The 13,364-nt window shown below is 60.8% G+C and carries 12 protein-coding genes; 1 reads left to right on the top strand and 11 read right to left on the bottom strand.

The annotated features are described in order from the left end of the window. Positions 1-62 precede the first annotated feature (62 nt). Positions 63-2,276, top strand: coding sequence for a polyribonucleotide nucleotidyltransferase (pnp, locus tag CKA38_RS00365; protein WP_108823723.1), 2,214 nt, complete (start codon positions 63-65; stop codon positions 2,274-2,276). Between the two features lie 175 nt (positions 2,277-2,451). Here pnp and CKA38_RS15165 read toward each other — a convergent pair whose 3' ends face one another. From CKA38_RS15165 to CKA38_RS00315, 11 genes are all read right to left on the bottom strand, one after another. Next, positions 2,452-2,733 carry a hypothetical protein gene (locus CKA38_RS15165; protein WP_152032587.1) on the bottom strand — a complete coding sequence of 94 codons (282 nt, stop codon included), beginning with the start codon at positions 2,731-2,733 and terminating at the stop codon, positions 2,452-2,454. 420 nt (positions 2,734-3,153) lie between these two features. Continuing rightward, positions 3,154-4,035, bottom strand: coding sequence for a hypothetical protein (locus CKA38_RS00360; RefSeq protein ID WP_152032586.1), 882 nt, complete (start codon positions 4,033-4,035; stop codon positions 3,154-3,156). Positions 4,036-4,356: 321 nt separating this feature from the next. Next, a complete protein-coding gene (pheT, locus tag CKA38_RS00355; protein WP_108823721.1) occupies positions 4,357-6,852 on the bottom strand; it encodes a phenylalanine--tRNA ligase subunit beta in 2,496 nt (831 codons plus the stop codon). A 185-nt stretch (positions 6,853-7,037) separates the two neighbouring features. Beyond that, positions 7,038-8,081 carry a phenylalanine--tRNA ligase subunit alpha gene (gene pheS / locus CKA38_RS00350; RefSeq protein ID WP_108823720.1) on the bottom strand — a complete coding sequence of 348 codons (1,044 nt, stop codon included), beginning with the start codon at positions 8,079-8,081 and terminating at the stop codon, positions 7,038-7,040. 57 nt (positions 8,082-8,138) lie between these two features. Then, positions 8,139-8,534, bottom strand: coding sequence for a GxxExxY protein (locus CKA38_RS00345; protein WP_108826325.1), 396 nt, complete (start codon positions 8,532-8,534; stop codon positions 8,139-8,141). Between the two features lie 137 nt (positions 8,535-8,671). Continuing rightward, positions 8,672-9,058, bottom strand: a complete 387-nt coding sequence (gene rplT, locus CKA38_RS00340) for a 50S ribosomal protein L20 (protein ID WP_108823719.1) — start codon at positions 9,056-9,058, stop codon at positions 8,672-8,674. A gap of 102 nt (positions 9,059-9,160) precedes the next feature. Then, entirely contained in the window at positions 9,161-9,352 is a 192-nt protein-coding gene (gene rpmI, locus CKA38_RS00335) for a 50S ribosomal protein L35 (RefSeq protein WP_108823718.1), read from the bottom strand. 100 nt (positions 9,353-9,452) lie between these two features. Continuing rightward, positions 9,453-10,343 (bottom strand): pseudouridine synthase, encoded by an 891-nt coding sequence (locus CKA38_RS00330; RefSeq protein ID WP_236919075.1) that lies wholly within the window; start codon positions 10,341-10,343, stop codon positions 9,453-9,455. After that, complete coding sequence (locus tag CKA38_RS00325; RefSeq protein WP_152032585.1) at positions 10,340-11,527, bottom strand: hypothetical protein; 1,188 nt, start codon at positions 11,525-11,527, stop codon at positions 10,340-10,342. The genes CKA38_RS00330 and CKA38_RS00325 overlap by 4 nt, the downstream gene beginning before the upstream one ends. 42 nt (positions 11,528-11,569) lie before the next feature. After that, positions 11,570-12,205, bottom strand: coding sequence for a Maf family protein (locus CKA38_RS00320; RefSeq protein WP_108826324.1), 636 nt, complete (start codon positions 12,203-12,205; stop codon positions 11,570-11,572). Between the two features lie 24 nt (positions 12,206-12,229). Then, on the bottom strand, positions 12,230-13,336 hold the full coding sequence (locus CKA38_RS00315) for an AIR synthase-related protein (RefSeq protein WP_108823715.1): 1,107 nt from the start codon (positions 13,334-13,336) through the stop codon (positions 12,230-12,232). Positions 13,337-13,364 lie beyond the last annotated feature (28 nt).

Here is a 13,364-nt window from a genome sequence, read left to right as displayed (position 1 = left end):
CTCGAATTATCTTCCGTGGTTCATCAATCCAAAATCGAGAATACAAAATCCAAAATACGAACATGAATCAAAAACACACAGTCACAGTCCCCGAGCTCGGCATCACCTTTGGCACCGGCTCGCTCGCGCACCTCGCCAACGGCGCGGTCACCGTCCAAGTCGGCGAAACCACGCTCTTCGTCGCCGCCACCGCCGCCGAAAACATCAAGCCCGGCCAGGACTTCTTCCCGCTCACAGTCGATTACCGCGAAAAATATTCCGCCGCAGGACGTTTCCCCGGGGGTTATTTCAAGCGCGAAGGCCGCCCCTCCGAAAAGGAAATCCTCACCTCGCGCCTTTGCGACCGCCCCTGCCGTCCGCTCTTTCCCGCCGGCTTCCTCAATGAAGTGCAGGTCATCGGCCTGCTCCTCTCCGCCGACCAAATCAACGACGCCGACATCTCCATGGTCAACGGCGCCAGCGCCGCGCTCGCCATCTCCGACATTCCCTGGTCCGGCCCCATCGGCGCCGTGCGCGTCGGCCAGATCGACGGCCAGTTCGTCGCCAACCCCACCATCGAGCAAATGTATTCGTCCGACCTCGACCTCATCTACGTCGGCACCGAAAAAGACATGCTCATGATCGAGGGCTCCGCCGCGCAGCTCCCCGAGGACCGCTTCATCGAGGCGCTCGAATTTGCGCACAAGGCCATCCAGCCCATCATCGCCGGAATCAAGCAGCTCGTCTCCATCGCCGGCAAACCCAAGCGCGAATACCCGCTCGTCTCCGCCAAGCCCGAGGCCCGCGCCATCGTCGAGCGCATCGCCGCCCCCAAGATCGTTGACGCCATCTTCGGCAAGGAAAAACAAGTTCGCTCCGCCAACGTCGCCGCCCTCAAGGAGGAGTGCAAAGCCGCCCTCACCGCCGAGCTCGGCGAAGGCAATTTCGCGGACCACGACATCGGCATCGTCTTCGAAGACCTCCAATACAGCGCCTACCGCAAGGCCGTTCTCGAACGCGGCACCCGCGCCGACGGACGCGACTCGACCTCGCTGCGCCCCATCGCCGCCGAGGCCGGCATCCTCCCCCGCGTGCACGGCTCCGCCATGTTCAAGCGCGGCGACACCCAGACCATCGTCACCACCACCCTCGGCCCCACCAAGGAAGCCCAGGACCTCGACGCCCTCACCGGCGGCGCCAAGTCGAAATCGTTCATCCTCCACTACAACTTCCCGCCGTATTCCGTCGGCGAAACCGGCCGCTTCGGCAGCCCCGGCCGCCGCGAAGTCGGCCACGGCGCGCTCGCCGAGCGCTCCCTCGTTCCCGTGCTCCCGCCCGAGGACGTCTTCCCGTATTCGATCCGCGTCGTCTCCGACATCATGGCCTCCAACGGCTCCACCTCGATGGCCTCCATCTGCGGCGGCTGCCTCTCGCTCATGGACGCCGGCGTGCCCATCATCGCGCCCGTCGCCGGCATCTCCTGCGGCCTCATGACCGAGAACGCCGATGACGGCTCGATCTCCAAATGGGTCACCGTCACCGACATCCTCGGCGAGGAAGATCACTTCGGCGACATGGACTTCAAGCTCGCCGGCACCACCACCGGCATCACCGGCTTCCAGCTCGACCTCAAGATCAACGGCCTCCCCTTCGAGATCGCCAAGAAAGCCATCTATCAGGCCCGCGACGCGCGCATTGAAATCCTGAAAGTCATGCTCGCCTCGATCCCCGCGCCCCGCGCCCAGCTCAGCACCTACGCGCCGCGCATCCAGACCATCCAGATCGATCCGGACAACATCGGCCTCCTCATCGGCCCGGGCGGCAAGACCATCCGTCGCATCGTCGAGACCACCGGCGCGCAAATCGACATCGCCGAGGACGACTCCGGCAAGGTCTTCATCTACTCGAACAACGCCGACTCGATGGCCCGCGCCATCCAGGAAATCGACATCCTCTGCGGCGGTGGCGCGCAAATCGAAGTCGGCAAGCTCTACCGCGGCGTCGTGAAAGGCACGAAAGAATTCGGCGCCTTTGTCGAATGCATCCCCGGCAAGGAAGGCCTCGTGCACATCAGCGAACTCGCTGATTTCCGCGTGCGCCGCACCGAGGACGTCTGCAAAGTCGGTGACGAAATGTGGGTCAAGTGCATCGGCATCGACGAGCGCTCCGGCAAAGTCCGCCTCTCGCGCAAAGCCGCGATGAAGGAAATGGAAACCCAGCAGCAAGCCGCCAACGGCGAAGCCGCACCCGCCGCCGACACGCCTCCTCCCGCCGCTCCGGAAACCCCGGCCAGCTAAGCAGCGGAAAGGTCATCAACATTCACAAACACTCAACGGTGTCCCATAAAACGGACGCCGTTTTTTTGTAGCGCGGACTGCCAAGTTTGCCTGTTTGATCAGCGAGGCTGACGCCACGAGTGCGCCGTCGGGTTTGCCAAGACCACTTTGCTGGACTATCGTTTGCTCGCTTTGGTTATGACTTCTTATTCGGGTATTTCTTCATCCGTGTTCGTGTGGCCTCGGAAGTTCCTCCTATGCCTCCTCGTTCTGAAAAATACACAGTAAAGCGATTCATGGGAATATCCATGAATATTTTAATGTGAAAACCGCGGGCGTTCACCTGTTTCCCCTCATGATCGAAAACAATTCCGATATCCACGGCATCAAAGAGCGAGGGTGTTGAAAAAGACGCCGCAGGCGATACCGCAGAATACAAACCTGCAACGCGAGTCGGCGCTTCGGAATCATCCTGCATGTTAAGCAAGTGATTGAGTTTCTTTTCGAGGGATTTTGTAGATTCGCCCGTGGATGTGATAATTATGCTGCTTCTCGTAATGGGCCGACGATCCCTCTTTCTTTTCGCTAAGGTTTCGGAGTCACGGGGTTTTAAAATCTCCGCGGAAAACCCGTAGGTTTGACCTTCATTTTTCGGAACTCACTACTAACGAAATGCCACCGTCCGAGGTTTCTGTTTTCTTCTCAATAGTGAAGTCGATTGCGACCTCCACAATCTGTCCGTCGTCATTCCTCAATAAACTCCAGTCCGCCCGCATCATTGGCACCGCACCAAATATGAACAGCAAGACAGTATATAATATTTTCATGATCAGGATTAGTTTGTTGTTTTCTCCTTCATTTCACAGGAACCCTATCAAGCACCTTCAACCGTCCATCATCAGTGGCCTCGGCGTTCATTCTTTTTGCCGCTTCCGCCTCCGATTAAAAACTGGCCGCCGGGCAGCGCGGCGATTCCCAACGAGGCATTCGGATAGATACCCTCGGGCTTTTTCGCATGGAAGCCGAAGCGCACAAATGCGGCGAGGTTTTCGCCGGTCGAGAAAACTTGGTGCCGCCAGCCCGGCGTGCCTTTACCGCCGACCGGACGCCGGGGCGAGCCCTCATAGGTGCCAAACCACCATCTGCCGCCGCCGAACTCCACTGTCTGAATGCCCATGTCGGTGTTGCCCGTGGCCAGCTCGTGAACCCTCACGAACCGAAACGCGGCATCATATTCATAGAGGTGGTTTTTGTTGTATTTCTCGGGATCGAAACCGCCAGCCCACGGACCGGGCAGTCCGCCGACCACCCAAAAATGCCCCTTGTGATGCGCCACACCGCCCGCGCCGTGGATAACCTGCGGAACCGAATGGCGGGCTAGAAAATTGAGGCCGGCGTCGTATTCGTAAACCCACTGTCTCGCGGGATTGTTTGGGTTGGGATGGTTAAACTGCCCCGGCTTCTCGCTGACGTAATCGTTCACCGCCACATAAACCTTGCCGTTCGCGAAAGTCAGGTCGCCGTGATGGTTGATCACGTTGATTTTTTTGAGAACCTTTCCGGCGGGGGTGGTTTTGACCAGCGCGGTGGTGAACGACCAATAAATGGCATCCGCGCCATTTGTCGTGATCCCCTGCAAATGGCCGGGATAAACGCCCTCGCAGGTCACATAATTTTCCCCCGCGGGCGGCGAAAGGGCAAATGTCCCCGAGGCGGCGCAAAGCGGGGGCAGGCAGCACGAAATGAAAACAAGAAACGGAATGGTTTTGGATGAAAGCATGGTGATCATTGAATAACGGGCGGTTGGGGGTGAGCGCAACGAAAGGATTCCCGCTCAAGAAAGCGAGGGCAACCAAACCTCGGATTGGTCTTTGCGCAACGCACCGTCGCAACGAGGCGTGGAAGGCGCAAGGAATGCGGTTTATTTGATTTGAACACCAAAACACTTCGCGCGATGCCTATCGCACGGCGTTTTGTTATTTCGAGCGAAAGCCCGCCAACCGTCCCACCTATTGGCGCCTTCCGAAGAACACGCTTTGTGGCTGGATTGGACTGGTGATTGCCCCATGAGGCAATCCTGTGCGTTTGCCGGGCCGATTTGCTACTTTCTGATCTGCCAGTCGGTTTCCTTGGCGAGGATTTCCTGAAGCTTGGCGAAGGCGGTGTTGACTTCGTCGTCGGTGAGGGTGCGGTCGGGGGCGCGATAGACGAGGCTGAACGCGAGGCTTTTTTTGCCCTCGGGCAGGCCCTTGCCTTGGTAGACGTCGAAGATGTTCGCGGCTTCGAGCGCAAAGGTTTTCGGCAGCGTGGCGCGGGCGTGCTTGGCCAGTGTTTTTTGCGCGTCGCCGGCGGGGAGCTTTTCATCGACCACGAGCGCGATGTCGCGGAGCGCGGCGGGGTGCATCGTGATGGGTTGATAGCGGCGGCGGTCGGAGACGGTTTTGACGCGCTCGGAGAGAATCGAGAGCGTGCCGCCGTAGACCTTGCCCTCGATGCCGAGGCTGCGAACCATGGCGAGGTTGATCAGGCCGAGGCGCGCGGTCCAGCCGTGGGCGATGTCGCCGATGATGGCGGACTGGCCTTCCTGCCATCCGAAGAACGAACCGCCGGGCGCTTTCACGGGCTGGCGGGCAATGTCGATGCCGCCGATGCCGGCGAGGGTTTCGACGAGGCGTTTTGTCGTGTAGAAGTCGGCGGGCTCGCGCTTGAGCCAGGCGCGGTCGAGGTCGTTTTCGGCAATGATGAAGGCGACCGAAACACACTCGAAGTTTTGTCCGTCGCGCTCGATGAAGACACGCCCGGTTTCAAAGAGGCGCGCCGTCGGCACGCCACGCGATTGGTTGAGTTTGAGCGTTTCGAGGAGTCCGAGCACGAGGGTGGGGCGAAGGTGCGACTGGTCCTCGGTGAAGGGATTAAGGAGCGCAAGCTCGGCCCCGGCGGCTTGTGAAACCCACGTCTCGACTTCGCGCTTGGAGCGCAGCGTGTAGTTCACGCATTCGTTGAAACCCTGGCCGACAAGGTATGCGGAAACTTCGCGGTTGAAGAGCACGATGGGGGCGTCGTTGCCGATGATCGTCGGCGCGAGCACGGGCGCGGGGGGGATTTTTTCCGTGCCGTAAACACGAAGGACGTCCTCGACGAGGTCGATGGGACGGTCGAGGTCGTTGCGCCAGCTCGGGATGGCAACCGTCCATGCGGGGCCGCCGGGGGCGTTTTTATCCTCGCGTGTGATTCGAAGCTCGAGCGCCTCGAGCGCGGCGCGTTGCTCGGCGACGGGGATTTCGAAGCCGACGCGTTCGTTCACAAAGGACGCGGTGACTTGAACCTCGCGTTGCCAGGGGACGTCGCCCCCGGCCTTGTGCGTGGCGCCGGCGACTTGCCCGCCGCAGAGCTCAAGGATGAGCGAGATGGCGCGGCGCGTGGCTTCGTCGAGCATGTGCGGATCGACGCCGCGTTCGTAACGGTAGGATGAGTCGGAGGAGAGTCCGAGGCGGCGCGATGTCCAGCGGATGAGGCTGCGCGCGAAACTGGCGGCCTCGAGAATGATGTCGGTCGTGGTGTCGTCGATGCCCGAGTTTTCGCCGCCCATGACACCGGCGATGACGAGCGGTTTCTCGGCGTCGGCGATGACGAGCATGCGACTGCTGAGCGCGCGCTCCTTTTCGTCGAGGGTGATGATTTTTTCACCCTCGTTGGCCGGGCGGATGATGAGTTTGTGCCCGCCGATTTTTTTCGCGTCGAAGGCGTGCGTGGGCTGGCCGTATTCGAGCATCACGTAATTGGAGATGTCGACGATGTTGCTGATCGGGCGCATGCCCGCGGCGAGGAGACGGCGTTGCATCCACTCGGGGCTGGGGCCGATCTTGATGCCGGTGATGACGGTGGCGGTGTAGAGCGGGCACATCTCGGGCGCGTCGACGCGGATGGATTCGAGCAGGTCGGGGCGCGCGGCGAAGGCGGCAAAGGGGGCGCGTGTGTTGCGCGGATCGTATTTGATTTCCGGATACCGGAGCGGTTTTTTGAACCACGCGGAGAGTTCGCGCGCGATGCCGATGTGGCTGAGGCAGTCGGGGCGGTTGGGTGTGACTTCGATGTCGAAAACGATGTCGCCCGGGGGAAGAATGTCGTTGATGGGAGTGCCGAGGGCGGGCGGGGTTTCCGTCGCGGGGGTGGCGAGGATCATGAGGCCGGCGTGGTCGCCGCCCTCGAGCGCGAGTTCCTTGGACGAGCACATCATGCCGTCGGAGGACTGGCCGCGGATTTTGGATTGTTTGATTTCGAAATTGCCGGGGAGGATGGCGCCGGGGAGCGCGACGGGAACGAGGTTGCCCGCGTCGCAGTTGGGCGCGCCGCAGACGATTGTCTTCACGCCGCCGGCGGGGCCGACATCGACGGTGCAGAGGGAGAGCTTGTCGGCGTTGGGGTGTTTGTCGCGTGTGAGGATGCGCCCGACAACGACGTTGTTGAACTGGGGCGCGCCGGTGTTGATGACCTCCTCGACTTCAAGGCCGAGAAAGGTGATGGCGCGGGAGATTTCGTCGGTGGCGATGCCGGAGAGATCGACGTAGTCGTTGAGCCAGGAGAGGGAGATTTTCATGGGAGGAAGAAAAAGTAGCGAGTAGTGAGTAGCGGGTAGCGAGTAGGATGTCAGTGGCGGGCTGCGCCCGCATGGTGGTGGGAGGATGGTGTGATGGTTGTGAAAATTTTTAAGGTTGGTTGCGAGCGGGGCGAGCGGTGATTTTTTCTACTCACTACTCGCTACCCGCCGCTCACTGCTTTCCGTCAGGCGAATTGCCTGAGGAAGCGCAGGTCGTTTTGGTAGAAGTAGCGGATGTCGTCGATGCCGTAGAGGAGCATGGCGAGGCGTTCGAGGCCCATGCCGAAGGCGTAGCCGGTCCAGACGCTTGAGTCGTAGCCGACGGCGTCGAAGACGGTCGGATCGACCATGCCGCAGCCGCCGATTTCGATCCATTCCTTGTTCACCTTGGGGAGGTGCCTTGCGCTGAGATCGACTTCGAAACTGGGCTCGGTGTAGCCGAAATAGTGCGGGCGGAAACGGGTCTTGGTGTCCTTGCCGAGGAGCGAGGCGAAGATGTAATCGAGGAGCGCCTTGAGGTCGCGAACGGTGACGTTTTTGTCGACGTAGAGGCACTCGAGTTGGTGAAAGTTGGCGGAGTGCGTGGCGTCGGTGGTGTCGCGACGGTAAACGCGCCCGGGCGAGACGATGCGGATGGGCGGCGGGCCCTTGAGCATCGTGCGGATTTGCACGGAGGAGGTGTGCGTGCGGAGGAGGTATTTTTCGTCGGCGACCTTGCGCGAGACGTTGCCGAAGCGCGTGGCGGCGGGGAAATAGAACGTGTCCTGCTCGTTGCGGGCCGGATGGTCGGCGGGTGTGTTGAGCGCGTCGAAGCAGTAGAATTCGGTTTCGACCTCGGGACCCTCGACGACGTTGAACCCGGCCTTTGCGAGGATGCGGCACATTTCCTCGCGCACGAGCGTGAGGGGATGATAGGTGCCGGCGAGGGCGTCGGGCGAGGGGAGGGTGGGGTCGATTTCGGGGCCGAGTTGCGCGGCGAGCTCGTTGGACTCGATGGCGCGGAGCGCGTTTTCGAGGAGGCCGGTGAGGGTGGTCTTGGCCTCGTTGATGAGCTTGCCGACGATGGGTTTTTGCTCCTTGGGCAGGCTGCCCATTTGTTTCATGAACGCGGTGAGCGAGCCGTTGGGGCCGACGTAACGGGCTTTCGCGGCCTCGAAGTCGGCGCGGATCTTTGTCGCGGAGAGTTCGGTGCGGGCTTTGTCGAGCAGGGCTTTGAGTTGGTCTTGCATGTGGAAATTTTGGGAAGTGTTTTTAGACAGAATTAACGGAATGGAACAGAATGAAGATCAATTGGGGCCGGCGGCCCGGTATGTGCGGAATTTCTTTTTGAACTGGAGTTTTTCCGCGCCGAAATTGAGAAGAAGTCCTTCGTTGATGCCGGTGGCGGTAAGATAATTGACAAGTTGAACCTCATGGGCGACGGCGAGGGTTTGGACGGCTTTGTTTTCGATAATGAGCGTATTGGCGATGAGCATGTCGGCTTCGAACTCACCGACAATTGCGCCTTCGTATTTCACCTTGAGGGGGACGCTTGTTTGGAAAGCCATGCCTGCTCGAGTCAGTTCAAAGGCGAGCGCGTTTTGATAAACAGATTCGAGAAATCCGCCGCCGAGCGTTGAATGAACTTTCATGGCGAGCCCTATGATTTGGCCGGCCAAATCGTAGCTTGGAGTCTCTCCCATTTTTTTAATTTTGTTCATTCTGTCCCAAGAGGAATGTTTCAAAAGCAAAGAGGACGGCACCTCGCTCGAACGAGGCCCGTCCTCTGATGATTTCTGAAAATGAGAGGCGAGCCGCGTCCGGGCTCGCGTTTAAGCTTTTAGGCCGCGGCCTTTTTGGCCTCGGCTTTTTTCTTCAACGCGTCCTGGGCTTGTTTGACCAGGGCGGTAAAGGCCGCTTCGTCGCGGATTGCGAGGTCGGAGAGGACCTTGCGATCGAGGGCGACGCCGGCGGCGTTGAGACCTTCGATGAAGCGGTTGTAGCTGATGCCGGCCTCGCGGCAGGCGGCGCTGATGCGCACGATCCAGAGGGCGCGGAACTCGGCCTTCTTTTTGCGGCGGTCACGGTAGGCGTATTGCCAGGCGTGATGGACGGCTTCTTTCGCGTAGCGATAGAGCTTCGATTTGTTGCCGAAGTAGCCTTTGGCATGCTTCAGCATGTTCTTGCGGCGCTTGCGCGACGCGGGGGAGTTTTTGACACGAGCCATGTTATATTATGTGTATTTTTTTAGTCGCCGCCGGGTCGTCTCGTTGGGATTCACCCGGTTGGCGTGGTTATGGTTTGATCGTTCGCGCGGTCCCTCGGCGGTTTAGGCGTGGGGCAGGCAACGCAGGAGCGGAGGCGTGTGGGTCTCGGAGAGAGCCTTGGCCTTGCCCAAGCGGCGTTTCTGCTTGGAGGACTTGGTGCTCGCGATGTGGCGAGTGCCTGGCGAACGATAGATCAATTTGCCCTTGGCGGACACCTTGAATCGTTTGGCAACGGACTTTTTTGTCTTTTGCATGATTACAGTAGAGCCGTTCAAAAAATAGGCTGCTCAAGCGCGTGTAAAGGGAAAACTTCCCGAATGAAAAAAACGCCGCTCATTGCCGGCGCAAAATCCGTCAAAGATGCGCGGTGAACGCCCCAGGGAGGTCAGCCTTGGCGGCGAAGGTGAACGCGCGTCCGGCGTGGGTGTAGTCGAAGCGGGTTTCGAGCGAATGGAGAAATAGGCGTTTTTCGCGTGTGCGTTTGGCGAAGTCGCGGTTGGCTCGAAAATCGCCGTAAGTGGCGTCGCCGATGATGGGAAGACGGCGCCTGGCGCATTGCACCCGGAGCTGGTGGCTGCGTCCGGTCTTGGGTTCGAGCTGGATGAGCGAAATGGGTGCGCCTGCTGCGGCGGGGGTGTTGCGGCTGGTGCGCAGAAGGCTCATGCGCGCCTCGGCGGGGATGTTTCCGGCCCGGGCGGCGGCGCGGATTTGGCCTCCGCGTTTTTGCACGGCGAGCCGGTCGCGCCAGAGTTGCGTTTTTTCGGAGGGGCTGCCGAAGACGAGCGCGGCGTAGGTTTTGCTGATGTGGCGTTCGCGAAAGAGCGCGCGGATTTCGCGCGCGAGTTCTTCCGTGGTCGCGGCAAGGATCACGCCGGAGGTGGCGGAATCAAGGCGGTTGAGCAGCCAGAGTCGGCGGGATTCCTCTTTGAATGTGGAATGCGGATTTTGGAATGCGGAATGATCGGACGCAGGCGGCGGGCGAGTGGCATGATCAGTTTTGTCGGTTTGCAATTCCGAAATCCGCATTCCGCATTCCGCATTCCACATATAATATTCGCCGTCGGGTTCATAGGGGGCGTTGAGGAGCGAACGGGGCTGGTCGCGGGATTCGTTGGGGTGGGAGAGGGTGCCCGCGGGTTTGTTGAGGGCGACGAGGCCGTTGGGATCGCGGGTGATGACGGCCACGCCGCGCCCGAGGGGGAGTGTTTGCCAGTAGTCGTCGATTGGGCCCGGGATTTCGCTCACGGCCTGCCGTAGTAGAAGGTGAAGGTCATTTCCTGTTTCTCGCCGAGGATGGCGATCATGTCGTCGGTCCATTTGCCGTAGGGCGCGCGGTCGGTGATCGCGCTCATGCAGATGTTTGTGGCCTGACTGCCACCGTTGCCGTCGGCCTCGACGATTTCAGCGATCTTGCCTTCGGAATCGAGAATGAAGCGGACGGTGACCTTCGTGCCGGTGGGCGGCCAGAAGCGGCTTTTTTCATTGAGGTCCTCAAATTGGATTTGGACGGTGTCGATCAACTTTTGGAGATACTGGCCGTAGTTGCTCCATTTGGCGTCGTAGGCCATGGCGCCGATGTTTTGGGTGCCGAATTTGTTTTCCTTAAAAATTGCGGGACGAACTTTTTGCCGGTTGAGCGTGATGCGGGGTTGCGGGCGCTTGGGGTCGATTTGGGGTTGTGTGGTTTGGGGGACACCGGTGATGAGCGGGGCGTCGGGGAGGCCTTCGGTGCGCTCGGTGGCGTCGGGTGTGATGTCTTTCAGCACTTCGGGAAGTTTGTATTCATTCATTCCGTAGCCGGTTTCGCTGTCGCCCTGAATTTTCTGCTCGCCGGAGAGCGGGTTTTGCTCGCGCTGGGCGGGAGTGACTTCGGTGACGCTGCTCGACTCCTTGAGTTCGGGCGTGGGCGGCGGGGGCGGGGGGATGATGATGGGTTGCTGGCGGAGATCGCCATCAACAATTTGAGTGGAGTCGATTTCGTCCTGACCCTCGATTGCGGGGCGGTCGCTTTTGCCTCCGGGGGTGGGCGTTTCCTGCGCGGCCTGCTGGTTGTGCGCGCCGAAGTTGTCGGTTTTGTCGGGAATGTTTTCGGGGGCGTCGGGATTGGTTTCGACGAAGTTTTGCGGGGGCGGGGGAGGCGGCTTGGGGAGGAGAAACTCCTCGGGCTGGAGCTCGATGTCGAAAGTGGGTTTCGGGGTGGCGATGTCGCCGGTGTTGCTGGTGTGCTGGCGGTCGAGGTGGGTGATGAGCAGGTTGAACAGGAAAAGGCAGAGGAGCCAGACTCCGATGGTGAGCACAATGCCGAGGCCGATGGTGCGGCGGCGATCCGCAGGGTCCCCGGTTTCGAGCAGCGCGTAGCGCGATTTGCGGCGCGACGGCGGCGCTGCTTCGAGCAGGCTGGAGGGACGTTCTTTGAGCGGCGGCGGCATGTGTGATTGTTTGTTGTTATACAACAACAGACGCTGGAATGTTCAAAATGTGCCGATGAGACCGCAGTGGGTCAAAATTTGTTTCGTGGCTTCCATGGGCAGCCCCATGATGTTTGTGAAGGAGCCGTCCCAGTGGTCGATAATGAGGTCGCGGCCTTCCTGGATTCCGTAGGCGCCGGCTTTGTCGAGCGGGTTGACGATGCGGAAATAGGCGTCGATCACGGCATCGTCGAGGGGCTTGAAGGTGACTTGGCTGGTGACGCCGTCGTCGATGCGGATTTGTCGGGAAATATTTCTGAGTGCGACGCCGGTGAAAACGGTGTGGGTGCGCCCGGCAAGGCGTTTGAGCATGGCGCGCGCCTCGTCGAGATCGGCGGGTTTATTGAGCACGGTGTCGTCAATGAAAACGGTGGTGTCGGCCCCGAGCACGAACGCGTCGGGATGGAGCGCGGCGACATGGTCGGCCTTGAGCGCGGCGTTGTGCGCGACCATCGTGCGCGGATGCGTGGCGGGATCTTCGTGCTCGGTGACATCGGCGACGATCACATCGAAGGGGATGCCGAGCTCGGCGAGGAGTTGCCGGCGGCGCGGCGACGCGGAGGCGAGGATGAGGCGCGGTCGCGCGGGTGGCGAATCGGATGAAACGGCCAGATCTGGCTGATGCGACTGATCGTGCATTGCGCGGGTGGCGACAGCGCGCACTCAGCGCAGCGCGAGTGTTTCGCCGTCGTATTCGAGGCCGAGCGAGGGGATGGTGACGGCTTTGCGCTGGCCGTCCTTGCGGACACGGCCGGCGAGCCAGGCATCGTAGCCGGTGGCTTTGGCGGCGGCGAGGGTGGCCTCGGCGTTTTCGGGCGAGACGTAGGCGGCGAAACCGATGCCTTGGTTAAAGGTGGCATACATTTCGCGCTGGGAAATGGGGCCGGCTTCCTGAAGAAACTTGAAGAGCGCGGGGGCCGGGCGCGGGTCGGTGATTTCGTAAACGAAGGGTTCGTCGAGGCGCATGAGTTTGCGCCAGCCGTGTCCGGTGACATGCGCGACGTAGTTGAGCTTGATGTTGCGGCGCTGGCATTCGCGGACGAACGTGACGTAGATCACCGACGGGGCGAGGAGCGCCTCGCCGTAGTTGCGCGGGTCGCCGTGGCCGATGGGTGTGAGGTAACCTTGCGGGAGCGAGTCGGCGATTTTCCGGCAGAGCGTGAGTCCGTTGGTTTGCACGCCGGAGGAGGCGAGAAAGATGATCGAGTCGCCGTCGTGAACGTCGCCGGTGATGCGGAGGTTTTTCGGGGAGATTTTTCCAATGGCGGAGCCGGCGAGGACGATGGTCTCGCTGTTGACGATGCCGCGGAGTGTGGGCGTTTCGCCGCCGCCCCAGACGGCGCCGGACTGGCGGCAACCCTCGGCCCAGCCATCAACGAGGGCGTTCATGCGGGCTTCGTCGGTGAACCATGCGGAGTCGCCGACGGCGGCGTGCATGGCGACGGAAATCGGGAGCGCGCCGCAGGTGATGAGGTCGTTGACGATGGTGGCGACGGTGTCGATGGCGATTTCGCGGTAGAAGGTCTTGCCGGTGGCGGCTTGGTAGGCGTCGGCGACGAGGTTTTTGGTGCCGAGGCCTTCCTCAACGTGAGCGAGGTAATGGTCGGACGCCTCGATGAGGTAGGCGCTCTCGCCGCGTGTGGCGGCGGGTTCGGCGTAGCCGTGCGGCGCGAGGAGCCCGGCGGTGGCGCGCGCGGCTTTCTGGCAGGCGCGCTTGAAGGCGTCGAGCTGGTCGTAGTTTACACCGGAGGATTCGTAGCTGAGAGACATGGTGGAAAAGTAAGAAGTAGAAATTAGA

This window comes from Ereboglobus luteus (genome assembly GCF_003096195.1).
Lineage (GTDB): Bacteria > Verrucomicrobiota > Verrucomicrobiia > Opitutales > Opitutaceae > Ereboglobus > Ereboglobus luteus.
The sequence above is the reverse complement of the archived record's forward strand: the minus strand, read 5'-3'. Positions and strand labels throughout refer to the sequence as shown.